This window comes from Ferrimicrobium acidiphilum DSM 19497, assembly GCF_000949255.1.
Lineage (GTDB): Bacteria > Actinomycetota > Acidimicrobiia > Acidimicrobiales > Acidimicrobiaceae > Ferrimicrobium > Ferrimicrobium acidiphilum.
The window spans coordinates 33,812-58,994 of sequence record NZ_JXUW01000001.1; the positions used below are offsets into that span (position 1 = coordinate 33,812).

Annotated in this window: 21 protein-coding genes; 10 read left to right on the forward strand and 11 right to left on the reverse strand. The window is 55.5% G+C overall.

From position 1 onward, the window contains the following. Window positions 1-45: 45 nt before the first annotated feature. The 5 genes from FEAC_RS00160 to boxA all read left to right on the forward strand — a co-directional run bounded on the left by FEAC_RS00160 (window position 46) and on the right by boxA (window position 6,771). Entirely contained in the window at window positions 46-1,623 is a 1,578-nt protein-coding gene (locus FEAC_RS00160; RefSeq protein WP_052564988.1) for a benzoate-CoA ligase family protein, read from the forward strand. Beyond that, a complete protein-coding gene (locus FEAC_RS00165) occupies window positions 1,620-2,438 on the forward strand; it encodes an alpha/beta fold hydrolase (protein ID WP_052564990.1) in 819 nt (272 codons plus the stop codon). Before FEAC_RS00160 ends, FEAC_RS00165 begins: the two co-directional genes overlap by 4 nt. A gap of 85 nt (window positions 2,439-2,523) precedes the next feature. Next, window positions 2,524-4,131 carry a 2,3-epoxybenzoyl-CoA dihydrolase gene (boxC, locus tag FEAC_RS00170; protein ID WP_035388157.1) on the forward strand — a complete coding sequence of 536 codons (1,608 nt, stop codon included), beginning with the start codon at window positions 2,524-2,526 and terminating at the stop codon, window positions 4,129-4,131. Between the two features lies 1 nt (window position 4,132). Beyond that, window positions 4,133-5,575: a benzoyl-CoA 2,3-epoxidase subunit BoxB gene (boxB, locus tag FEAC_RS00175; RefSeq protein WP_035388156.1), complete on the forward strand. Its 1,443-nt coding sequence runs from the start codon at window positions 4,133-4,135 to the stop codon at window positions 5,573-5,575. Continuing rightward, a complete protein-coding gene (gene boxA / locus FEAC_RS00180) occupies window positions 5,572-6,771 on the forward strand; it encodes a benzoyl-CoA 2,3-epoxidase subunit BoxA (protein WP_035388154.1) in 1,200 nt (399 codons plus the stop codon). The genes boxB and boxA overlap by 4 nt, the downstream gene beginning before the upstream one ends. A gap of 99 nt (window positions 6,772-6,870) precedes the next feature. Here the strand turns inward: boxA and FEAC_RS00185 are convergent, their stop codons facing one another. Then, the gene (locus tag FEAC_RS00185; protein ID WP_035388153.1) at window positions 6,871-8,214 is read right to left on the reverse strand and encodes a class II 3-deoxy-7-phosphoheptulonate synthase; all 1,344 of its coding nucleotides are present in this window, start codon (window positions 8,212-8,214) and stop codon (window positions 6,871-6,873) included. A 161-nt stretch (window positions 8,215-8,375) separates the two neighbouring features. On the opposite strand from FEAC_RS00185, the gene nadD reads away from it, so the two are divergent. The 3 genes from nadD to rsfS all read left to right on the forward strand — a co-directional run bounded on the left by nadD (window position 8,376) and on the right by rsfS (window position 9,950). After that, on the forward strand, window positions 8,376-8,972 hold the full coding sequence (nadD, locus tag FEAC_RS00190) for a nicotinate-nucleotide adenylyltransferase (protein WP_035388152.1): 597 nt from the start codon (window positions 8,376-8,378) through the stop codon (window positions 8,970-8,972). 75 nt (window positions 8,973-9,047) lie between these two features. Further along, window positions 9,048-9,437: a hypothetical protein gene (locus tag FEAC_RS00195; RefSeq protein ID WP_035388150.1), complete on the forward strand. Its 390-nt coding sequence runs from the start codon at window positions 9,048-9,050 to the stop codon at window positions 9,435-9,437. Between the two features lie 63 nt (window positions 9,438-9,500). Further along, entirely contained in the window at window positions 9,501-9,950 is a 450-nt protein-coding gene (gene rsfS / locus FEAC_RS00200; protein WP_052564992.1) for a ribosome silencing factor, read from the forward strand. Window positions 9,951-10,392: 442 nt separating this feature from the next. On the opposite strand, the gene FEAC_RS00205 is transcribed toward rsfS, so the two are convergent. Next, window positions 10,393-11,007 (reverse strand): UPF0149 family protein, encoded by a 615-nt coding sequence (locus FEAC_RS00205; protein WP_035388148.1) that lies wholly within the window; start codon window positions 11,005-11,007, stop codon window positions 10,393-10,395. Window positions 11,008-11,213: 206 nt separating this feature from the next. Between FEAC_RS00205 and FEAC_RS00210 the strand changes: the two genes are divergently transcribed. Further along, window positions 11,214-12,059, forward strand: a complete 846-nt coding sequence (locus FEAC_RS00210; RefSeq protein WP_035388147.1) for a fumarylacetoacetate hydrolase family protein — start codon at window positions 11,214-11,216, stop codon at window positions 12,057-12,059. Window positions 12,060-12,457: 398 nt separating this feature from the next. Further along, window positions 12,458-14,356, forward strand: a complete 1,899-nt coding sequence (locus tag FEAC_RS00215) for a glycoside hydrolase family 25 domain-containing protein (RefSeq protein WP_152622990.1) — start codon at window positions 12,458-12,460, stop codon at window positions 14,354-14,356. On the opposite strand, the gene FEAC_RS00220 is transcribed toward FEAC_RS00215, so the two are convergent. The 9 genes from FEAC_RS00220 to mrdA form a co-directional block, all read right to left on the reverse strand. Next, entirely contained in the window at window positions 14,353-15,690 is a 1,338-nt protein-coding gene (locus tag FEAC_RS00220) for a vWA domain-containing protein (RefSeq protein WP_052564996.1), read from the reverse strand. The genes FEAC_RS00215 and FEAC_RS00220 overlap by 4 nt on opposite strands. 1 nt (window position 15,691) lies before the next feature. Beyond that, window positions 15,692-16,540 carry an AAA family ATPase gene (locus FEAC_RS00225; protein ID WP_035388259.1) on the reverse strand — a complete coding sequence of 283 codons (849 nt, stop codon included), beginning with the start codon at window positions 16,538-16,540 and terminating at the stop codon, window positions 15,692-15,694. A 9-nt stretch (window positions 16,541-16,549) separates the two neighbouring features. Continuing rightward, entirely contained in the window at window positions 16,550-17,767 is a 1,218-nt protein-coding gene (locus FEAC_RS00230; protein ID WP_035388258.1) for a glutamate-5-semialdehyde dehydrogenase, read from the reverse strand. 97 nt (window positions 17,768-17,864) lie between these two features. Continuing rightward, a complete protein-coding gene (gene proB / locus FEAC_RS00235) occupies window positions 17,865-18,956 on the reverse strand; it encodes a glutamate 5-kinase (RefSeq protein WP_035388145.1) in 1,092 nt (363 codons plus the stop codon). Next, window positions 18,956-20,236 (reverse strand): GTPase ObgE, encoded by a 1,281-nt coding sequence (obgE, locus tag FEAC_RS00240; protein WP_035388144.1) that lies wholly within the window; start codon window positions 20,234-20,236, stop codon window positions 18,956-18,958. The genes proB and obgE overlap by 1 nt, the downstream gene beginning before the upstream one ends. 203 nt (window positions 20,237-20,439) lie before the next feature. Further along, entirely contained in the window at window positions 20,440-20,712 is a 273-nt protein-coding gene (gene rpmA, locus FEAC_RS00245; protein WP_035388143.1) for a 50S ribosomal protein L27, read from the reverse strand. A gap of 215 nt (window positions 20,713-20,927) precedes the next feature. Continuing rightward, on the reverse strand, window positions 20,928-21,239 hold the full coding sequence (gene rplU, locus FEAC_RS00250; protein WP_035388142.1) for a 50S ribosomal protein L21: 312 nt from the start codon (window positions 21,237-21,239) through the stop codon (window positions 20,928-20,930). Window positions 21,240-21,258: 19 nt separating this feature from the next. Beyond that, the gene (locus FEAC_RS00255) at window positions 21,259-22,824 is read right to left on the reverse strand and encodes an Rne/Rng family ribonuclease (RefSeq protein WP_052564998.1); all 1,566 of its coding nucleotides are present in this window, start codon (window positions 22,822-22,824) and stop codon (window positions 21,259-21,261) included. 281 nt (window positions 22,825-23,105) lie between these two features. Further along, a complete protein-coding gene (gene mrdA, locus FEAC_RS00260) occupies window positions 23,106-25,181 on the reverse strand; it encodes a penicillin-binding protein 2 (protein WP_035388141.1) in 2,076 nt (691 codons plus the stop codon). Between the last annotated feature and the right edge of the window lie 2 nt (window positions 25,182-25,183).

A 25,183-nucleotide genomic window follows, 5' to 3' on the forward strand; every position in this document is an offset into this window, starting at 1 on the left:
ATAACTTGCCCTAAGGAAGGTGTCATCGTAAAAGGGGGATGCGACATGCGTATCGAAGAGCGAGAAGCGATGCCAATCGAGGACTGGTTGGCAGCCTTGCCAAAGGTTTACAACATTGCCGATAGACTCCTAGCCAACTCACAACTGCTTCCCGCCACCAAGAGGGCAGTTATAGATGCCGATGGGTCCTACTCATATCTGGAGGTTCAAGATCTAGTTCTCCGAGCGGCAACCGCCCTCAGAGAATTAGGACTTGAACCAGAAGACCGCCTGCTCCTCATCATCGGGGATACGATACTTTTCCCAACACTTTTTCTGGGCGCGATACGCGCTGGCATTGTCCCTATCCCACTCAACCCTCTGCTGTCCGAGGAGGACTTCAGGTACATCATCGAGGACTCGCGCGTCAAAGCTATCATCGCCGCTAGCCACGATACGGATAAGATCAACCACGCGGCGAGCACGGCGGCGCGTATCAAATGGATCGAGTATGACAATGGCCTGAACGGCCCTGGGATTGGTGCTCGCATCCTGGCGGCCTCCCCGTATCAGCTACCTGTGGCGACCGTCGCCGACGAGATAGCCTTCTGGCTCTACTCGTCGGGATCGACGGGTCGGCCGAAAGGAGTTCGCCATCTCCATCGCAACGTCGCCGTCACCATCGAGTGCTTTGCAGAACGCGTCCTTGGCCTCCGATCGACCGACGCAGTCTTCTCTGCCGCCAAGCTCTTCTTCGCCTACGGACTCGGCAACGGGCTTACCTTCCCATTCGGGGTTGGAGCCAGTGCTATATATCTCAATGAACGTCCAACACCCGACTCGGTCATAGACCTCATGGAAACCACGCACCCGACGGTTTTCTGCGGTGTCCCGACCCTCTTCGCCTCTTTGCTCGCCAGTCCTAGAGCCGCGGAACTTGCAGATCTTGGGCTTCGAATCTGCACTTCAGCCGGCGAGGCGCTACCTCCCGAGATCGGACGCCGCTTCGAAGACCTGACTGGCGCTCCCATCATCGATGGTCTTGGCTCAACCGAGATGCTCCACATTTTTCTGGCTAATCGTCCTGGTCAGATACGCTACGGATCGAGTGGCGTACCAGTGCCAGGTTACGAGGCCCAGCTACTAGACGAGAATGGCTCGGTTGTGACCCTTCCAGATACCATCGGTGAACTCGTAGTGCGTGGGTACTCAGCTGCCGATGGTTATTGGAATCAGCGTGACAAATCGCTAGCCACCTTTAGGGGACACTGGACACACACCGGCGACAAGTATCTAAGAGACGACGACGGTTTCTACTACTACGCCGGTCGTTCCGACGACATGATGAAGGTCAGTGGGAACTGGGTTTCACCATTTGAGGTTGAGTCTGCGCTCATAGCTCATCCAAAGGTTCTCGAGGCCGCCGTCGTCCCGTGGAAGGACACTGACACACTGATAAAACCCAAGGCTTATGTCGTGCTTCAACCTAAGGTTGTCGCCACCACCGAGCTAACCGTCGAACTCCAGGCCTTTGTCAAGGAACAAGTTTCACCTTGGAAGTATCCACGATGGATTGAGTTCGTCGAGGAACTCCCAAAAACCGCTACCGGCAAAATCCAGCGCTTCAAACTTCGAGAATCGTGAGCACGCTATCGACGCTTCATCACGATACCGCAACCCTCGAAGTTGCCGGTTGGATGCCCAGCGGTGAGCTGCGTGGGGATCTCGAGATTGTTCTTCTACACGAGGGGTTAGGGTGCGTCGCGATGTGGAAACAGTTCCCACAACAATTGGCTGACCGCATCGGAGTTCGAGTCGTTGCCTATTCACGGGCAGGTTACGGTGGTTCAAGTAGCGTCGAACTGCCACGACCTCTCGACTACATGCAGCGCGAGGCTGACGAGGTACTGCCAAGTTTGTTAGCCAAACTCTCTCCTAGGCCCAGGGTTATCGTTGGCCACTCAGACGGGGCCACTATTGCGTTAGCCTATGCCGGTTCGCATCGAGATGAGCTCCTAGCTGGTGTCGTCGCGATCGCTCCCCACGTGATCACAGAGGACGTCACGATCGCATCGATCGAACGCGCTAAATATGACTTCCTGCAAGGTGATCTCGCCCAAAGACTGGCACGCTACCACGGTGCTAATCTATCCACCGCTTTTTGGGGTTGGAACGACGTTTGGCTCGACCCTGACTTCCGTACCTTCTCTATCCTCGACCGGCTTGACAACATCGATATTCCACTGCTCGTCATACAGGGTACCGAGGATAACTATGGAAGCATGACCCAGCTAGAGCTGATCCAATCAAGGGTTCCGTCGGCGGTCATCGCCCCCATCGATGGAGCAAACCACTCCCCTCATCTCAGCCATCCAAACTATGTCATGAGCCGACTTGAAAACTTTTTCGAGCGTGAGATCTGCGTACCCTCCTCAACGAGCGAGAGGAACGAGCAATGACACCAGCCAGTGACCACCTTGGACATGCAATATATTGCAGTTCAAACTATCTTATCGGTAATTATACTGCACTCAAGGAGAAGCGATGATTGACCTACGCACCCACCCAGACCGCTACCACCATTGGACACTCAAAATCGGCGGTCGACAAGCGGAGCTGGTCTTGAATGTCGATGAGCATGAGACGATAGGCGATGGGTACGAGCTCAAAATGAACTCCTATGACCTGGGGGTAGATATCGAACTCGCAGATGCCTTAGAGCGGCTACGGTTCTCACACCCGGAGATCACCACAGTGCTGGTCAGGTCAGCCAAGGATCGTGTCTTCTGTGCAGGAGCTAACATCGGAATGCTCGCCGGCGCCTCTCATCAGCACAAGGTGAACTTCTGCAAATTCACCAACGAAACAAGGCTCTTTCTAGAAGATACACCGGCTCACTTCATCGCCATCGTAGAGGGAACGGCAGCAGGCGGTGGGTACGAACTTGCCTTGAGCTGCGACACCATCGTTCTAGTCGACGACGGCTCCGCCTCGGTTTCACTTCCTGAGGTTCCGCTGCTCGCCGTCCTACCCGGAACGGGCGGACTAACTCGGCTCACCGACAAGCGCAAAGTCCGTCGAGATAGAGCCGACTATTTTTGCACACTAGAGGAGGGAGTGCGCGGCCATCGTGCCAAAGAGTGGAATCTGGTCGACTATGTGGTCCCTCGCTCCGGTCTCCCGAGTCTTCTCGATTCACTAACGCCCTCCATCGATGAACCCCACCAACGTCATGTGACAGGCATCGTCCTCAATGAGCTCACCCGAGAACTCACCGCAGACTCGATCGACTACACACATATTCACGCGCACTTCGACCGCGCCAACGGTGTCGCGAATATAACCATCCAGGGACCGGATGTCACCCCAGAAACACCAGCTGAACTCCTTGCCGAAGGTGACGCTTCCTGGTTGATCGCTACCGCCCGTGAATTCAATGATCTCATTTGTCATCTACGCTTCAACGAGCCAACGCTTGGAACCCTACTCTTGACTACCCAAGGAGACCACACGGTCGCGCAGCACTATATCGAGGCCATCGAACTCTGGCGCGACGAGTGGATAGTTGATGAAGGGCTTGCCCTTTGGAGTCGCACGCTTGCAAGACTCGATCTAACATCGCGATCGCTCATCACCGCTGTCGACTCCAACAGCTGTTTTGTGGGACCACTCGCCGAGCTCGTTTTTGGTGCCGACCGTTCGTTCTATCTTGACGATGGAGACGCAAGGCTGACGGTTAGTCGAATCAACCTTGACGCCTTTCCAATGATGAATGGGATTTCGCGCTTAGCTTCACGCTTCTGGGGAGAGCCAACCCGCTTGGAGGAGCTGACGGCGGTGTTGAATCAGGCGCTTGATGCCCAAACGGCGGAGCATCTCGGTCTTGTCACATTCATCCCAGATGCATTCGACTGGGATGATGAGCTTCGACTTGCCCTCGCTGGACGCAACTCCTTCTCACCTGATGCTCTCAGCGCTATGGAGGCGAACCTCCGATTTGTCGGCCCCGAGACCATGGCCACAAAGATCTTCGGCCGCCTGAGCGCGTGGCAAAACTGGGTCTTCAACCGACCCAATGCGGTAGGCCCAGAAGGAGCACTGCAGCGTTACGGCACGGGGCTCACGGCAAGCTTCCAACGAGAAAGGATCTGAAATGGAACTCATCGATTACGACGCACAAATACCCAACAACGTCTCGCTAGCGAGCGACGAACGCCTCAAACGAGCACTCGAACAGTGGTATCCAGGCTACCTCAACTGGTGGAATCAGATGGGGCCGAACGGCTTTTCCGAGTCAGAGGTCTACCTGCGTACCGCTACGGGTGTCGACCCCAAAGGTTGGGCACAGTTCCAGTACGTGAAGATGCCAGAGTACCGTTGGGGTATTTTTCTTGCCCCAGGTGATCCCGAACGTCGTATCGGTTTTGGTGAACATCTCGGTGAACCGGTATGGCAAGAGGTGCCAGGTGAATACCGCGCAATGCTCCGTCGCCTGCTGGTAGTGCAAGGCGACACCGAGCCCGCCAGTGTCGAGCAGCAACGCCATCTAGGTGCCACCGCTCCCTCACTCTATGACCTTCGCAACCTCTTTCAAGTCAACGTAGAGGAGGGACGTCATCTCTGGGCGATGGTCTACCTCCTCCAGCGTTACTTCGGACGAGATGGCAGGGAAGAGGCTGAAGCCCTCCTGACCCGGCGCTCCGGTGACGAAGATCGCCCTAGAATGCTCGGCGCTTTCAATGAAGATACCCCCGACTGGCTATCGTTTTTTATGTTCACCTTCTTCACCGACCGCGATGGCAAGTATCAGCTCGAAGCCCTAGCACAATCCGGGTTCGACCCTCTGGCGCGTACGACTCGATTCATGCTTACCGAAGAGGCCCACCATATGTTTGTCGGCGAAAGCGGCATCGGTCGTGTCATCGAAGCAACCGTCAATGCGATGAAGGCATCCGCAATCGAGGACCCCTATGACACCGACCGAATCCGTGCACTCGGGGTGATCGACCTACCAACGTTGCAGCGCTACCTAAACTTCCACTTCTCGGTTAGCCTGGATCTCTTTGGAGCAGAGGCCTCGTCCAACGCCGCGAACGCCTTCGCTGCAGGGCTAAAAGGCCGGTTCAATGAGCACAAAATCGACGACGACCACCAGCTTGCCTCGGCTACCTACCCCGTGCTTCGCCGCGACGGTGATAACATCGTGGCTCGCGATGAGCCAGCCCTCACGGTCTTAAACGCGCGCCTCAGAGATGACTACGCCAATGACTGTACCAACGGTGTAAAGAGATGGAATAAAGCAATCGAGAGGTCGAGCATTCAATTCCAACTCAGCTTGCCCCACCTCGGCTTCCACCGTCGTGTCGGCGAGTTTCAGATGATGCCCATCGACCCCGATGGCCATATTGCGCCATCAACAGCCAGCTTCGACGACTTTACTGCGGAATACCTACCAACCGCCGCAGACCGTAGCTACATCAACTCACTAATGCAACCAGTCTATGATCGCGGAACTTATGCGAGTTGGATCGCAGCACCCAAGGTCGCCATCGACAACAAGCCCGGGGATTTTGAGTTCGTTCGCCTGCACGCATGACCATCACCTCTGGCCTCCTAAGGCAACATCTGATCGACCCCGAGGTCTGTATTCGCTGCAATACCTGCGAAGAGACCTGTCCTATCGATGCGATCACTCACAACGACGACAACTACGTCGTTGATCCCAACATCTGCGCATCCTGCGGTGACTGTTTGGGACCGTGCCCAACGGGTGCCATTGATTCATGGCGGATCGTAACCACTCCTCACCCAATCGAAGCGCAGTTGGGTTGGGATCTGCTGCCCGACGACGCCGAGGAGGTGGTTGACCAAGAGCACGAGTTCTCCTTAACCGACAACGACGTGCAGGCACTCCTCGATGTCGCTCATCAATCCGCACCTAGAGCCGTCGCCCCGGCGAGCGCAAGTGCACCACACCTTAACATCGCCACTCGGCGCTCACCGATGACCGCCACCGTGACTGGGAACTACCGAATCACGGCGGCTAACACCGAGTCCGACGTGCATCATATAGTTCTCGATCTCGGAGCTCAGGCCTTCCCAATCCTCGAGGGGCAGAGCGTGGGGGTCATCCCACCTGCATCCACCGATACCTCACAGAACTCGGTCATTCGACTGTATTCTGTCTGTTCACCACGTGATGGTGAACGCCCAGCCCACAACAATCTTGCTCTCACCGTCAAGAGGGTGGCAGACAATGGGCATGGTCAGCCGGGACTGGTCTCAAACTACCTCTGTGATCTCAGCAAAGGCGATGAGGTCGTGTTGGTAGGACCCTTTGGCGACTCCTTCTTGATGCCCACCGACCCAGCAAGCAATCTAATCATGATCTGCACGGGGACTGGCTCCGCACCCTTCCGCGCTATGACTGAATACCACCGCCGACACCTTCCAGCTGGACCCGGCAGACTAATGCTCTTCTTTGGTGCTCGCACTCGCGCCGAACTACCCTATTTTGGACCTCTCATGCAGCTAAAACCCTCCCTCATCGACATCGAGCTATGCCTTTCTCGAGAGCCCGAGCTACCTAGTCGCCACGTTCAAGATGGTCTTCGTGATCGCATTGAAGATCTATGCGAACTCCTGAATCAAGACCAAACCTATCTTTATCTGTGCGGGGTTAAGGGGATGGAGAACTCGGTTCGCTCGGTGCTAGCTGAAACGATTGAAGACTGGGGCGCACGCGAACTGAGGCTCACGGCAGAGGGTCGTCTGCACATCGAGACCTATTAGTTGCCACCGGATCAAGGAGACTACTAGATCATCGCGAACAGTGTGGAGCGACTTGTTCATGCCAGGCCATGTTCGGAACATGGTCTCCGTCAGCCGACCTCAGCGAATCAGAAGCTCTGCGACTCGGTATGCAAGATCGAGGGATTGGCGTGCATTCAACCGCGGGTCACAGATGGTGTCGTAAGCGCGGGAAAGCTCCTCCTCCAGCACCTCTTCTCCACCGCCTAGACACTCGGTGACATCCTGGCCGGTTAGTTCTATATGAATCCCTCCTGGCCAGGTGCCAAGGCGCCGGTGCACCTCAAAAAAACCAGAGATCTCATCCATGATGTCTTCAAAGTCGCGTGTCTTGTACCCAGCCTCGGACAGGAAGGTATTCCCATGCATGGGGTCACAGAGCCAGACAACGGGATGGCCCGCATCCCTGACAGCGGTGACCAAATCACCCAGCTTGTCCCGAACCGCACCGCGTCCCATCCGAGCCACCAGCATCAACCTGCCTGGTTCCCGATCTGGATCCAGCTCCCTACACACGTCGAGTAGATCGCTAATGCCCATCGAAGGCCCAACCTTGACTCCAATAGGATTGGCTACGCCACTCGCGAACCGCACATGGGCACCTTTCGGATCACGAGTCCGATCGCCAATCCAGAGTTGATGAGCGGAGAGGTCGTAGAAACGTTGTGACGCCGGATCCAATCGGGTTAGAGCTGCCTCATAGCCAAGCAACAACGCTTCATGCGAGGTCCAGAGCGTGATCTGGTGCAGAACCTCCTCCTTAGAAAGATCGATACCGCAAGCGGCCATAAAGTGTAGGGCGCGCTCTATCTCCGCCGCTATGCTCTCGTAACGTTCGCCCTCCGGCGAGGATGCAACAAAATCCTGATTCCAGCTATGCGCGCGAGAGAGGTCAGAAAATCCACCTTCAGTCAGCGCCTTAACCGTAGAAACAGTGGCGCGCGAGAGGTCGTAAGCGGTTAACATACGCTGCGGATCGGGACGACGGGCCTCGAGGGTTGGTCTATCGTCATGGACGATATGACCTCGAAAGACCGGTATCTGCACTCCGTGATGGACTTCGGTCTCCGAGGATCTCGGTTTTGCGTACTGTCCAGCGATGCGACCGATCTTAACGACCGACACACCAGAAGAGTAGGTGAGCACCACCGCCATCTGAAGAATGACACGTAGCTTGGCCCGAATGGTGGCTGCCGAATGATCATTAAATGACTCAGCACAGTCACCTGCCTGAAGCACAAACGCTTTACCATGGGCGGCTCTCGCGAGTCCACGCTTGAGCGAGTCGATCTCTCGGGGAAAAACCAAGGGGGCGCGCAAGCTTAGCTCTCGTCGAACAGCATCAAGCTCGTCCCGACTGTGCCATGTTGGTTGCTGAGCTATCGGGTAGTTCTGCCAATCCCACGGATCCCACTGCAGCGACATTTCAACCTCCTATGGTCAGTCTAAGTGACAGGAACCCACCCGACGGTTCGCCCTCTGCACGTACTCACCAGTAAGATTGCATAGCAACGCATTCGCGCAGTGGAGGAGCGTACCAGAATGAAGCGAGACCAGGTCGCTCACCAGTTAATGATGGACCAGCCATGCGGCTAGGAGTATTCGGTGGAACGTTCGATCCGATCCATATCGGGCACCTTGTTGCCGCCCAAAATGCGATGCATGCCGCCAAACTAGACCGGGTGCTGTTTATCGTCGCAAACCAGCCATGGCAAAAAGAAGGCACGAGAGAGGTTACCGACGCCCACTTACGTTATTTGGTGGTGACTCAAGTTCTAGAGTCCATTCCAGGACTTGACGCTAGCGATATCGAGATTAGACGTGGGGGACTGTCGTATTCGGTAGATACACTTATTGAGCTCAACACCGCCCACCCTGATTATGAACTCTTTCTAGTCGTAGGAGCAGACGCTGCTCTGCAGATGCCGACCTGGGAGCGAGCTGAAGAACTCTCGAGACTAGCACGCCTAGTAATCGTCAATCGTTATGGTTATCCCACCATCGACAACGTCCTAGATTTTGACGAACCCATCCTTGCCGAGATGCCATGGCTCGACATCTCCTCAACCGACTTGCGCGAGAGGGTGCGCGATCATCGACCACTCCAATTTCTACTACCGGAGACCGCTATAGACGCCATCGAGGTCCACTCGCTCTACCGCGGTGATGAAGTCATCAACTGATGCACTGAACGGGTCCTCCCTCATTATCCACTAAAATGGATTGTGCCTGGGATCGAAAGCACGATCGGGACGGTAATGTCCTTGCAGATTGGAACACTACGCATGGCCGCACGCATCCACGAATCAAATGATCGCTACGAGACTATAGAAACCTGCAACAGTCTGTGGGTTTTCGAGGCACAAGAAAGAAGGTTTTTGCGGCTGCCGCGGACACACCCCCTCCCTAGCTCGTATTCACTGCTGCCTGAATCGGCATGGGAGCACTATGAGTCGCTCACGCTCGACCCCGTATCCGGCGAGTTCATCGTCCGCCTCACAGCTGACGGTTCGCGAGTGTTGCGATCACAGCGACACAAGCAACCCTGTCCAATCTGCTCTGCAGAGGTCGACCTCTCCGTAACTCGCGAGATCGGGACCATCGAACTATCTCTTCTAGACGGCACGTCTTTAGAACCCGATGCATAGTGAGAAAATCTGTTCAGCTGATCTACCCCTTGGCCAGCGTGCTGCGGGTAGGATGAAGTTACCGTGAAGCATGATCTACGACCAGGGCAAAAATTAGGGATAGAGATCTACCCCGGCCCCAACCCCCACACCGAACGCAAAAGCATCGATGTCGACCCACTTGAGTTGACTATGTTTCTTGCCCAGGTGGCCACAGACAAATCAGCAAGTGATGTTCTAGCGATCGATATCGGGAATATCTCTAGCTTTGCTAGCTACTTCCTCATCTTGACTGCCTCAAACGTAAGACTGCTGCACTCGGTCGTCGATGAGCTTCGAGATCGAGCACGCGACGAATATGGACTGCACGTCCGAGTCGAGGGCGATCGGAGTGAAGAGTGGATACTGCTAGATTTTGGATCGCTGATCGTCCACTGCTTCTCCGCTGAGGCTCGCGAGTTTTATCAACTTGAACGCCTCTGGTCTGATGCAGCTCACCTTGACATACCAGCTCCAACAGGTGCTCCTAAATAACCACACGGCGACTGGACCCTAGCTCTAGGTTGACTGGTATTATCGCTGTGTCCTGGCGCCTCTGCGCGCGAGCGCATTCCGATCGCGAGGGTCAATGCGGCGGTACAGAATCGGAAGCGCTGCCTTACATCAGGTCAACATTGCCAAAGTGAGAATCAAGCGGATTGCTAGCAACGAATGAGGGTGTTCGTCTCAGCAGTCTCTAACCCGATCGCTAACCGATGATCTAGCTCAATGTGGAACGCCAGCGTTCCTAGCACGCACTGCAGTTAGCGAGTTGGGCTCCGCCATTAACCCCATGCATCGAAGCAGGTGAGATAAGTAGTGATCTAGTTGAGCCTGGGTAAGTAGTGGTCAAGTTTGACCAGCTTAGATCCTCACTGCTCCACCCACTCATTGCCAATAGTGAGTAGATCCCACCTCATCTGAGGCTGAGTAGCATTTAGTCGTCTTGTTCTTCAGGGGAGAGATCAGTGATATCGGAACCAACCGTCTCAAGCTTCGCAAGGTAGCGGTATAAGCCGATTACCGAAGGTTGAATCGAGTCGATCAACTCCTCGGCGAAACCGTCCTGGTTCTCCTCGAGAGCATCGAGCCCCTCCTCGGTGCCAAAGACGACGAACGGTAACATGAGATTGACGGCCTCATCGTCATCGGCTAGCGTCGAGAACGCCTCAGGGAACAGATCAGTGGCTAGCAAAAACCCGGCACACCACTCAACAGGCGATATCTCTTCGAGTTCCTCGTCGCCATCCATCTCAACGATAGAGTCAAAGATCGGTAAAAACTCCTCTGGGCGTGTGCGAATCACCTCTCGCGCAACCTGAGCATGGCGCGCCATGAAGTCAACTATGACTGGGTCTATGATCTCGTCTTCGCGTATCACTCCAAGTGCGAGTTCAAGCCACTCATCCTGCTCTACTCCAATAGGAGCCACAGCGAGGCCTGCGACAAAGCCGTCGAAGGCGGTAAGCGTCAATCGCTCAGGAGGAGCCTCTGGATCATCAAGAAACTCAGCAAGAGCGTCGAGCTCCTCTTCGGTCAATTGGTCAGTCAAAGCTTGCTCCCGTCATCAGTTCTATCATGCAACCCGCAAACACGTCATTGGGATAACCGTAGCTGGCCACCAGCTCAGGCTAGCCGGTATCAGGTTTCGGATCGCCATGTGTCCCTATAGACTAACTGCCGACCAGTTCGAACGTTGGCTCTCTATTTTGGTGCGCCTTCGATTCGTCCCAGATTTATCCGCTGAAGGGAGCCAATATGCGCTTTGCCACCGTCGATTTCCAAGGTTCACCACGAGCGGCGATAGATTTTGGAAGCCACTACCGTGTAACTCCATTTCAGGATCTCTCCGAGGCTCTCCGTGAACTAGATGGAGACATCGCAGCGCTAGCAGATATCAGCGAGTTCGAGACCATCGACGCAGGCGAAGCCATTCTGTATGCCACAACCAAAACCCCACACAAGATCATCTGCCTTGGGCTGAATTTCACAGACCACGTGGCAGAGATGCTCCATGACCGACCCGCGTTTCCTACATTGTTTGCCAAATACGCACTCACGCTGACCGACCCGTACGCAGCAATCGTAAAACCTGAAGCCTCTAACGCCATGGATTGGGAGGTCGAGATCGGAGTGGTCATTGGCAAGCCGGCAAGAGATGTATCACTCGAGCATGCTCTTGACCATGTGGCTGGTTACACGGTAGTCAATGACGTCTCCTTCCGTGATTTCCAGAACCGAACCAGCCAGTTTCTTCAAGGGAAAATATTCGAACGGACTACCCCAGTTGGACCATGGCTAGTGACTCGTGACGAGGTCGATGACGCCAATGACCTCGCCATGACGCTGACAGTAAATGGTGAGCTCATGCAAAGCGGACGAAGCTCGCAGATGATCTTTGGCATCGCAGAGACGATTGTATATCTCTCGCGGATTCTCACACTAGAACCCGGCGACTTGCTTAGCATGGGAACTCCCTCAGGAGTCGGCGCCGGCCGTACCCCTCAGAGATTTCTTGTCCCCGGTGAGGTTATGGAATCGAGTGTTGAAGGCATCGGCGTATTGACCAACCGCATCATCTCCACTGGGTCGTCTACAAGCTGACAGGAGACGATGCTGTCGAGCCCAAGCACGACATCAGTCTCGTCGCCGTCAACCTCTGTCAACCACATGGTGGGGTGGACCCCACCTGCAACACTCAACAGCCTCCCCAACAGATGCTGCTCGCCGACCATGAGCACATCCATACGTCTATCCAGAAAACGACGAACGCTTTGTGGTTGTAACGGTCCCATTGCCACCTCCTAGTCGATCTCTCGGCAAGTCAGCATCGATCTTTACACAATGTTCATGGTCACGAATTTTTTTATTGAACATTTGTTGGATGTATTCGCTTAATAGTTGGACCGCGACTGACGATAGAGGGTAACATAACTACCGTCGATTCACCGTTGCCTGGGGGTATCATGTTCAGACACGGCCTTAAAACTAGCCTACGCTCGTTGGCCATAAGCCTCATACTCGTTCTCGCCGCTATCGCGATCCCACAAGCACAGGGGAGGACAACTAGCACATCGCTTCCGCCCTCCCACCTCACCAGCACGACTACCGCGAGTGCTGGTTATCTGCTCGCAGGTGCCGATGGCTCGGTCTATGGTTTTGGTACACAAACCTATGGATCCACCTACTCAGATGGCATCACCGGTCTCTCTGGATCCCATCCGCTCAACGCCCCTATCGTTGGCATGGCTGCTACCTCCAACGGTGGCGGTTACTGGATGGTCGGTAAAGATGGCGGGGTTTTTAACTTTGGGAATGCCACCAACTATGGATCAACCTATACCTATGGCATCACCGGTCTCTCTGGATCCCATCCACTCAACGCTCCTATCGTTGGCATGGCTGCTACCCCAAATGGCAAGGGCTACTGGCTCGTGTCCGCTGACGGTGGGGTTTTTAACTTTGGGAATGCTCGCTTCTATGGATCAACCTATACCTATGGCATCACCGGTCTCTCTGGATCCCATCCACTCAACGCCCCTATCGTTGGCATCGTTCCGACAGCTAACGGGCAGGGTTACTGGTTAATCGCGGCTGACGGTGGGGTCTTCGACTTTGGGAACGCAGGATTCTACGGCTCCACCTATACCTATGGCATCACCGGTCTCTCTGGATCTCATCCACTCAACGCCCCTATCGTTGGCATGGCTGCTACCTCCAACGGTGGCGGTTACTGGATGGTCGCGGCCGACGGTGGGGTCTTCGACTTTGGGAACGCAGGATTCTACGGCTCCACCTACTCAGACGGACTTACGGGTTTGAGTGGATCGCACCCCTTGAATAAACCGGTGGTTGGCATGACGGTCACCCCTGGAGGCCACGGCTACTGGCTCGTCGCCGCTGACGGTGGGGTCTTTAACTTCGGGTCTGCCCCATTCTTAAATTCGCTCGGAAGCCAGAAGATACCGGCCCCGATCGTGGCGATGGTGATGGTTCCACAAATACATGGGTATGACGTCTCCAACTGGAACTGCCAAGATCTTCCTAACTCGCCACAGGGGCTCATGTTCGTAGAGACCAACGGCTACCCCTTCAGCTTCGACTACGCACCCCCGAACAGCCCATCATGTGGAGTACCTTCGGGTGGTATCTCTCAAGGCCTCATGGCCGCCCTCCAGATCGCAGGGAACGCCACCCAACCCTTCGTGTACCTCGGTGACAACCCGAGCCCAAGCAACGCTAACCCTGCTGTCACCGACTTCGTTCCGAGTGGGTGTGCGAACAACAGCACCGACGTGGGTCTCGCAGCGGTTGGCACCTCGCTGCCCGGTTGGAACTCAACTACTTGCCAGTACGACGAACCCACCGCAACCGGTACCTTCGCCAACACTCCAGTAACTACCCAAGGCTGCCAACTCTACGTGGATGCTGGACACTCATGCGCGGCTCCAGGTGCGAACTTCAACTTTGGTTGGCAACAGGCGATCTTTGCCTACGACACCGCAACACTCAATGCCAACGCTGCCAACCTTCCCTCCATCGTTCGCAATACCTGGTGGCTAGATATAGAGAGCGGCGGAAGCTGGACCGGCAACGGCGCTCACAACTACGACGCCATCCTGGGTTCGATAGCCGCGCTAGAGTCGCTCGGAGTCGCTAATGTCGGCTTCTACTCAACGAACTACCAATGGTCACAGATCACTGCCGGTGCGCCCAACGGAGCAGCACTGCCCTCGGGCTCCCCGCTATGGGTGCCCGATCCAGGAGCCAGCCCCGCATCTGTCTGCTCTGGAACTGCAGGCTATAGCTATGCACCCTTCGGTGGGGGCACTATCCGCTACGTCCAGTACGGTACCACGAGCCAGTTTGGTGGAGCAGTGGATGAGGACGCTAGTTGCTAGAGGACCTGTTCGACAAAGTGCTCTAGTTGGCGCAGGGTGCGACACTCGACCACCGCGCTACACCAAGGGGAGTAGTGGCCCAAAGCTGAGTCACCGGTATTCCAGTAGCCCTGCGGCTCGGGATTCAACCAATAGGTCGCCTTCGCTCGCTCGGCGAAGGCTCGAAAGTGATCTGCCTCTGGTTCATGATAGTTAGACCGTGCATCACCACAGATCACCACGGTAGTCGATGGCGAAATAGCTGACCCGTAGCGCTCATCGAAGTGACGAAATGTCGCTCCATAATCTGAGTGTCCTACTAAACCGACCACCTTGGCGGACTGCGCCACGCCGCGCAGCGCGGCTTCGATATCCTGATCTCCAGCGAGAAGCTCGGTAACCTCATCTACCTCATCTATAAATGCAAAACTTCTGAGCCGCCGCAACTCATGCGAGAGTGCGAACAAAAGCTGCATGGTAAAGCGCGCGAATGATGCCACCGACCCGGAGACATCAGCCAACAGCACCACCTCCGGACGCATAGGTCGATCATCACGAGTAATCGGATCAAGCGGAATGCCACCAGTAGATAACGACCGCCGAATAGTCGCCCTAAAGTCGAGTCGGCCCACATTCCGAGCTCGGTGACGGCGTTCAAGCTTTGCAGTAAGTTTGACAGCCAGTGGCGTGACTATACGCCGCAACTCCCGAAGTTCCTCTCGTGAGGCGTGCATGATCTCCACATCCTCCGGCAAGTGGAGGCCAAGCGTGCGTGCCACCTCTGCAGCTCCTCTGGCCTCGACAATACGCGACAACACCTCCCGATCTATAGTCTGACTCAGCTCCTTGAGCCGCTGAGAGGCTTGAAAGTCGGGGTCATCAAAGACGGAGGTCGCCTCCCCCTCTTGACGAGTCGCCAGACCTGCCAGAAGCTCAAAACGCAGACGATCGAGGTCAAGAGCTCTAGAGGTTCGATACGCATAATAGACGCCCGAGACTGGCCGCTCCGGTGAGACACCAGCAAAACGCTCGACAGCCTGACCTACCAGCTCGTTGAGTCGCTGATAATCCTCGGACAACAATGCATCCCGAATCGCAGCTCCCAGATCGTCGTCCTCCACCGACGAGTCCAGATGCGACCCAGCAGCGAAGAATACATCGAAGAGCCGATTAAATATAGTCAGCGACGACTGCTCCTTGATCAAGGTGACTGCCAATGCTGCTCGCACCACATCCCTGTCTAGGAGATCTATAGTCATCAACGCTGAAGCAGCGTCGATGACCGAAGACGGGCCAAGGGAAACCCCCGCAGACCGCAAGGCGTAGACGAAAGCGAGCAGAGTTGTCAGCAGCACATTAGCTCCGTGTCAAGAGTTCCTTGGCGGCTCTCTCGATATCGGCGCGATTTTTCAACAAGATGGGGAGTGTCGACGCCATCACCTCGTCATCAAGGGCCTGGACCGAGAGAGCCAGCAGTGAACGAGCCCAATCTAGCGTCTCTGAAATAGAGGGACTCTTTTTGAGATCCAAAGAACGCAGCCGTGCAACGACCGAGACTAGCCGATCTGCAAGCTCCTCCTCGATCTCAGGAATGGCAGCACATACTATATCCCGCTCGCGAGCTTGACTAGGATAGTCGAGGTATAGGTAGAGCGCTCTTCGCTTCAGTGCCTCCGAGAGTTCGCGCATACCATTGGAGGTCAAAATAACGATAGGCTTGGAGGTCGCCGTCACCGTCCCCAACTCAGGAACAGTTACCTGAAACTCCGCCAGGACCTCGAGGAGCAGCGCCTCAGTCTCGATCTCGAGCCGGTCTACCTCGTCTATCAACAATATCTTCTCAGTCGTTCCACGTAGCGCTGCCAGCAAGGGTCGCTCCAAGAGGAACTCCGATGAAAAAATCGACTGTACCTCCTGCTCAGCATGCGCCTGAAGGGCGAGCAGTTGCTTGCGGTAATCCCATTCGTACAATGCGCGCGACTCATCCAGACCCTCATAGCACTGAAGTCGAATCAACTCTAGCGAAAACGCCCGTGCCAAAGCCTTGGCGAGCTCGGTTTTACCGGTTCCAGCAGGTCCTTCAACCAAGATGGGTTTCGAAAGCTTGGTAGCGAGGAAGACGGTCGTGGCGATCTCTGTACTCGGCAGGTAGCCAACCTGCGAGAGTGCATCAGAGACCTCCTCTTGACTTTGAAGAAACAACACCACTCCAGGCTAGTGACGAACCTGCCCCTCCCCTTCGATCACTATCTTGGTGGTGGTAAGCTGCTCAATACCCATCGGACCCCGCGCGTGCAGCTTCTGAGTGCTGATCCCGATCTCAGCGCCCATTCCAAGCTGGCCACCGTCAACGAACCGAGTTGAAGCGTTGACCAAGACACACGCTGCATCAACCTCACGCTCAAAGCATTGTGCGTTAGCAAAGCTTTCAGTGATGATCGCCTCTGAATGGCCAGAGCTAAACCGCCGAATATGATCTATCGCCTCATTCAAGCTGTCAACGACCCGCACCGCCAGAATGAGGTCCAAAAATTCACGAGCGTAGTCCTCCTCGGTCGCCTCCAATGCACGTTCACAGATTTGCCTTGTACGCTCATCGCCGCGAAGCTCGACAGCCGCCAACTCCTCATCGAGTAGGCGCAACAACGGCTCCGCCACATCCACGTGGATCAACAGCGTCTCCATAGCATTACACACCCCAGGCCGTTGCGTTTTAGCGTTCTTGATGATATCCACCGCCATCCCAAGATCTGCGCTTGCATCTACATAGACATGACAGTTGCCATCTCCGTCTATGATCGTCGGCACCGTAGCTTGCGATCTAACCGTGGCAATCAGCTCTGGCCCACCTCGTGGTATTAGCACATCCATGGCCGCACCAAGCTGCATAAATGCGAGTGCACCTTCGCGGCTCGTCTCGGTCGCCATACCAACAAGTCCCTCCGGTAAGCCAACCTCTGAAATGGCGCTCCTGAGCGACTCCACGATGGCCCTATTTGAGTAGAACGCCTGCGACGAGCCACGCAACAGAATAGCGTTGCCCGAGTACAGGGCCAATGCGCTCGCATCCGAGGTGACGTTCGGGCGGTTCTCGTAGATTACCCCTACCACGCCAAGCGGAACTCGAATCCTACGCACACGGAGACCATTGGGCAGCACCCAGCCGTCGACGACCTCACCCACCACGTCACGTTGGCGACCCACCTCTCTAACCGAGGCAGCCATCGCCTCGACACGTGCCGCATTGAGCGTCAGTCGGTCACGCTGAGCAACCGTCAGTGCCGCTGAACCATCGAGATCTCGGCGGTTAGCGAGTAGGATCTCGGTGATATCGTTCTCGAGCGCTGTCGCCATTGCTTCGAGTAGCTGACCGCGGAGTGCGCCTGAGCTAGCCGCCAGCCAGCGTTGTGCCGCCCTCGCCTCCTTGGCCATAGTCTCAAGGCCAACCTGATTGGGAACTGGCTCGGCGGTGCCAGCACTCGGAGATCTCCCCGGTGGCGGCGTATCTACAGTCGATCTCTCCATTCTCCTAGCGTAACGGTTGAGCACCGCGACTGCCTACACCTGGCACCACAAGAGCGAGATCGTCTCGGTGGACAATGACTCCTCGAGTTCCAAGAATCGCTGATGCATCAACCCGAGCTATACCGCGCGCGAACACTCCACTCTCAGCGGTCGCAATCTCAACGACGTTCCCTGCTATGAATCGACCTCTCACCTCGCTAACGCCAACCGCCAACAACGAGGCAGAACCGGTCCGCAGGGCAGCTTGAGCCCCTTCATCCACGACGAGTAGACCCTCCGGATCAGTGGCATAGGCTATCCACAGCCGACGAGCAGGTTCGCGCACCCCGAGGGAGGGAATGAGCGTGGACGGGTACGGGCGTGAACACACTGCAGTCAGCACAACCGACTCGGTCTGTGCAGATGCAATCAGGCAGTCCACCCCTGAACGAGCGGCGATGCTGGCCGCCGCCAGCTTTGAAGACATTCCACCACTTCCTCTACCGGACACTGATCCACGTGCCTCGACAGAATCGAATGCATCGACCTCTAGCCGCTCGATCAGTCGAGCATCGCTGACCAAATTCGGATCAGCATCATAGACGCCTGGAAGATCGGTAAGCAAGAGTAAAAGGTCAGCATGGACCAGATGAGACACAAGAGCGGCTAGGCGATCGTTGTCTCCAAAACGTATCTCCTCATTGGCTACCGCATCGTTCTCGTTGATCACTGGAACTACGTTCATACGCAGAAGCCCTTCGAGCGTCGATCGCGCATGCAGGTACTGACGACGGTCACCAAAATCCTGTGGAGCCAGAAGTATCTGCCCGATCTCTAACCCTCGACCCCGAAAGAGTTGAGAGAGTTGCGCGAGCAGTTCAACCTGCCCAACCGCACTAATAGCCTGCAGTACTGCAGGCTCGGTCGGTCGCTCAATCCCTAGTCTACGGACACCAAGCGCTATCGCTCCAGATACGACCAGGACGACTTCGACCCCAATCCTTCGCACTGCATCTATGCCCTCGATTAGGGCTAAGGCTACATCGCTGCGAAACTCACCGGCCTCGGTGGTCAAAGATGTCGTCCCTACCTTCACCACCAGACGAGATACGGACATCAGTCCTCCTCGAAGGTGAACTCAAAGCTTCCTATTCTGACACTATCTCCCTCTCGGCAGCCCAGGCGTCGCAACATACGAAAGACTCCCATACGCTCTAGCCGCGTGTGCACAATTGCGAGTGCGTCAGCCTGACCGAGATCACTCAACCCCACGGCGTGCAAGGCATCCCGCCCCTCGACAACAAAGCTAGCGTCGCCTGTACGAGTCACATTGACCTCAAAGTTAGGGCGAGGTCGATAGATCATCTTCTCTACAGTCGCCGGCGCAGAGGCCCTTGCTGACTCCACGATTTTGGCAAATCCATAGACCACACTCGACATCCCTTGGCGATCTAGATTAGATACCACCCCTACCAAGGGCATCGAGAAATCCTCGGCTACCCGCGACATGCGTTCCCTCGCCTGCTCCTCGTCATCGACAAGATCAAGTCGAGTACCAACGAGCACCCGTGGGCGATGGCCAAGAGACTCTTGATAGTTGGTCAGTTCGTGGAGCAGCTGGTTGACACGCTCATGCATCACAACCTCCTCCAGATCCGCCGGCACTACCAATGCCAATGCTACCGCTCGCTCCACATGACGCAAAAACGCATGCCCCAAACCACGGCCCTCGCTGGCCCCCTCGATCAGACCCGGGATGTCGGCCACGATGTACTCGGTGGCATCTGGAGGGCGCACTACACCCAGGTTTGGGACCAAGGTCGTGAACGCATAATCTGCTATCTTCGGACGAGCTCTGGATATGTTGGCGATCAGTGAAGACTTGCCAACATTCGGCTCCCCAATCAAGCAGACATCAGCCTTGAGCTTGAGCTCTAAGTTGAACCAAAACTCCTCCCCCACCTCTCCTTGTTCTCCAAAACCAGGGGCACGGCGACGGTTTGAGAGGAATCGAGCATTACCAGCACCGCCTCTCCCGCCTCTAGCGATCACAATTTTCGAGCCGGTCTCGGCAAGATCAGCAATCAGGGTTCCATCGAAGTCACGCACCACCGTTCCAAGAGGCACACCTACCACCTGGTCGCGTCCTCCTGCTCCGTGCATCTTTTTCCCTTGTCCGTGCGCGCCATCGCCCGCACGGCGAAACGGTTGGTCCCGAAATACAATCAACGACGCCAGCTGTGGGTCGACCACAAGTACTACATCGCCGCCCTTCCCACCATCGCCACCATCTGGACCACCACGATCCACATGGGCCTCTCGTCGAAATGAGACCGCTCCAGCCCCCCCATTACCAGCCTTCACATGGATCTGCGCAGCATCTACGAACTCCGCCATCCTCACCTCGCTCAAACCAACGAAGGCGGAGTCCCGAGACCCCGCCTTCTATATCCATTATGGAATCCTGATGTTCAACAAGCTCCACACGATCATCCACCAAGATCGCCGCGCAAATCCTGATTGATTCGACACTGCCATAGGGCCCGTTTGTCTAATCGCGTGGAAAGCCTGAGATCCGCTCACCCTTGCAAAAGCGAGCGCTATGACTTGTGTGCGTCCTGTTCCATCGAGATGACCGAGACGACCTTACGACCTCGATGCAGACCGTAGACGACCTGGCCGCAGTCCTTCGCAAACAAAGTATCATCGCTGCCTCGTCCAACATTGACACCAGGATAAAACTTGGTGCCGCGCTGGCGCACAATAATGGAACCAGCCTGAACAGTCTGGCCGCCATAGACTTTGACTCCTAGCCGCTGCGCATTTGAATCGCGACCGTTCTTAGTCGATCCACCACCCTTAGTCTTAGACATAGTCTCCTCAATTCTGCTACAACATTAACTCTGTTTTGTCGGCATTAAACTCGCCTCTTGATTCATGTCATCATACAACACAGAACCCAAGACCCAGATGCCCTGCTAGTCCACCGTCCACTCTCGTGGACCTGACCATACTCAGTATCAGAGCATACACCCAACCCACACTAACCGTGAGCGTCAGGAAGCACTCGACACCGCTAGCCGATCAGTTACTCGGCCACGATCGATGTAATCTTGACCCGGGTGTACTTCTGACGATGTCCGAAATGCTTGCGCTCGTTGGCCTTCGATTTGTATCGAAATCCGATAACCTTAGTACCCTTGACCTCGTCAACAATCTCGCCACGAACCGTTACCCGAGCGAGTTCATCAGATCGCGCTAGAACACGATCGTCGTCAACGAACAAAACCGGACGAAGGGACACCTCGTCTCCAGCGAGCGCATGAATACGCTCGACGAGAACTGTCCTGCCCTCAAAAACCTTGGCTTGCTTAGAGCCTACATCAACAACTGCATACATATCGGGATCAGTATAGGCCCTACTGAGTGATCATCGGGTCGATAACGTAGCCACTTCCACCGCAGCTTGGACAGATCTCCGATAACGCCTCTACCAGTCCCTCGGCGATCCGATGCCGAGTCATCTGCACCAAGCCTAACTGCGACATCTCGTAGACATGAGTCTTGGTCTTATCACGCGCCAGCGCCGCCCTAAACGCACGCATGACGTCTTCACGATTCTGTGCCTCTATCATGTCGACTACGTCGATCACTATAATACCGCCTATGTCGCGAAGCCTCAGTTGCCGAGCTATCTCCTCGACCGCCTCGAGATTGTTCTTGTGGATAGTCTCTTCGAGCGAGACGGTACCAACATTACGCGAGGTATTGACGTCAATAACCGTCAACGCCTCCGTTCGATCGATCACGATAGATCCACCAGAGGGGAGCCATACCTTATGCTCAAGAACCTTCTGAAGCTGCTCGCGGACGTGAAACTGATCAAAAATCGCCAGCTTCTCGGCGGCTGAATCAAAATACTCCACCCGATCAGCCAACTCAGGAGAGATCGCAGACACATAGCCAGCTATCTCTTGATATAGGGACATATCATCGATGGTAACGCTACGGAACTCACGATTGAACTCCTCACGAATGACACGGACTGCTGATGGCGGCTCTCGATAGAGGAGGGCTGGAGCATGGGCCGACTTGGCCATCTCCTCAATCTTTTTCCACGACTCCATCAGGCTATCGACGTCACGCTTGAGCTCCTCCTTCGTGGAACCCTCTGCCGCAGTACGTAGAATCACACCAAAACCCTCTGGCGCTACGTCGTCGAGGATACGTCGAAGGCGGCGACGCTCATCATCGGGCAGACGCTTGGAGATACCAAAGCTTCCACCGCCCGGAAGCAAAACGGCGAAGCGTCCCGGCAACGACACCTCCTGGGTAAGCCTTGCACCCTTTTGAGCAATCGGATTCTTCACCACCTGGCAGATGACCACTTGCTTAGGCCGTAGCAACTGCTCGATCCGGACGTTACGATCGAACGACTCTAAGTCCTCTCGATCATAGCGAACATCACCCCGATAGAGAACGGCATTCTTGTTGGTGCCAATATCCACAAAGGCAGCCTCCATCCCCGGGAGCACATTCGCCACTCTCCCAAGATAGATATTGCCGCTGATATTCGATTGTGAATCCGACGCCCTAGAGACAAAATGCTGAATAAGTGTTCTGCCCTCAAGAATGGCGACTTGAGTGACATCGCCCGCGACATGAACCACCATCTGATAACGACCAACAGGTCTGCCATGGCGCTCACGTGGTGCACGTTGAGCAAAACGCCTTTTAATCTTTGCGCCAGCATCGAGAGACTCGGCCACCTGACCCTGAACCTCCATCTCAACCGGGGCCTGAGGCTTTGCTGGGCGCCTCCGTGATTGGCTACGGCGCGTATTAGCTACTGCTGCATCTCCACTCTTTGGCGCTTGGCGAGATCGTGAATTCGATCGCCGACTCGACGTTCGTGGGTTTTGGGCTGACTTACTTTCGTTCGCAACCCCATCGGTACCGGACCCCACCGGGTTCGTATCTTCCATTCAAAAACCTTTCAAAATCACTCATGCGGGCACCACGGCGCAATTCATAGTGTGGAAGATGCCGATAGTACCAATGCAGACGAGCACTGATCGCATGACTCAAAACAGACTGAGCGTGGTCCCTAGTGCCTACGGATTCGACCCCGTTGGCTACCGACGGCTGTTTAACGACCGTCAACTCGATTGGAACGCACTGCAACATCTCACTCGCCAGTGTAGTAGGCCAAAGGCGAGGGATCGCTCGGGAGCCTCCACCTAGACGAGCGCCGGCAGCGTCATCGCTAACCACCCGAGGTGATGGTTGTCTTCGTGGGTGAGGTAGTCGCGGATCCGGAGACACTCGTCTTCTTGGTCGTCTTCGTATTAGAAGACGTCCCCTGCTTGTTACCCGACTTAGCCGGCGCATTAAGAGCAACCGTAGATCCGGCTGCCAGATGCTTCAAACCATAGGTGGGGGCGCCAACAGGATGAGTCTTTAGGTATTGAAATATCTGTCTCACGACAGGCGCTGAACCGGTATCGCCGAATCCACCCTCTTTAATTACCACCACCACCACGTACTTCGGATTCGGCTCTGGGCCAAACGCGACAAACCAAGCATTAGGGACTTGGCCCTGCACCGACGCAGTACCAGTCTTACCCGCAAGTGTGTAGCTACTCTCTGGCCATCCCGCGAATATCCCGTGGGCAGTGCCTAACGGATTCGAGATAACACCCTCGAAACCGGCGAGAATAGCAGCTCGCACCGAAGGGCTCAAAGGAACATGTCCTGCAACCTTGGGAGCAAAGCGCTTGACGAGCTTACCGCTACCGTTCACTACCCCTTCGGCGATTCTTGGCACATACCGTGTTCCGCCGTTCGCAAAGGTTGCGTAGGCATTAGCCATCTGCAGCGGACTGATCTCAGTAAGCCCCTGGCCGAAAGACATCTCAAGCTGATCAGCCACGTACCAGGTATTGTACGGATACGCCTTCGGGTTTAGTGCATGCAGCTTCTTGCGCAGTGCAGGGGAGTCAACCATTCCAGCCGCCTCGCCCGGTAGCGCTATCCCGGTTGGGGATCCCCAACCATACTTTGCCGCCATATTCTGGATCGGGGTAGCACCAAACTTAGACTGCTGGGTGTAAAAACGATACCCCAAGGTATAGAAGAAGACGTCGTCGGAGGCGCTAATCGCCGTGCTAATATCGATGGGTCCGAGCGTCTCACCACCAGAGTTGTGCAAGCTACAGAACGAACCCGAGCAGTTAGGAATGACGAACTTTCCGGTGTCGTTGATGATGGTCGTCGGAGTAAGCAGCCCATCCTGAAGCGCAGCAGAGGAGGTAGCGAGCTTGAAGGTCGATCCAGGAGTATAGACACCCGAAATGGCCCGGTTCAAGAGTGGATTGTGTGCAGCAGGCGCGGTGAGTTTCGCGTAGTTGGCGTACGAGATACCGCCCACCCATTGGCTCGGCTTATAAGTTGGGTACGAGGCCATGGCCAACACCGATCCGCTATTCACATTCTCGACCACCGCAGCACCAGTGACGTCATTCGAATACTTGCCGAAATAGCTGTTATAGCTACCTTGCAGTTGGTTAACTCGCTGCGCCAACACCTTATCGACATACTGCTGAAGCGGCAACGAGATCGTCAATTGAAGATCTCCACCTGGCTTCGCACTTGACCTCGAGGCAACTCCGACCTCTTGACCGAATGAATTCACAACCAATTTTTCCGAACCAGGAGTTCCATGCAGATAGTTTTGATAGCTAGCCTCTACACCGGCTAGCCCGATCTGATCACCAGGAGCGTAGCCCTTCGAGGCAAGCTTGGCCAGCTGCTGAGGGCTAATCGCACCGACATAACCAAGCACGTGTGCGGCCGTCGAGCCGTAGGGATAGGTTCTCTGCGTCTCGAACGTGGTGGTGACGCCTGGAAACTCACTCGAGTGCTCGGCTACATAGAGCGCGGTAACCTGGGAAATATTGGATCCGATCGGTGTTGGGACATAGGTCGAATACACCGAATTGCGAAGGTCGGCTTTTACTTGAGATACTGGAATACCTAACAGGCGAGCCACGCGACCCTCGACTTTCGGGTGCAACGTCGCCTCATACTGCGACAACCCCAGGACGTCAACTACCTTATTGCCTGCGAGCACGTTCTCTTCGCGTGACAATATGAGACCCCGAGGAGCGGGAACCGCTACAGTGCGCGTCGAATTCTGAACCGCCGCCTGTTGAAAGCTCGGGGCCTCCAACACCTGCAGGGCATACAGGCGAGCCACGAGTCCACCCAACAACGCCAGCCCAGTCAGCCCAAGTAATCGAGCCCGAAAGCTCAATGAGACCTTCTTCGATTGCATTGGCATCT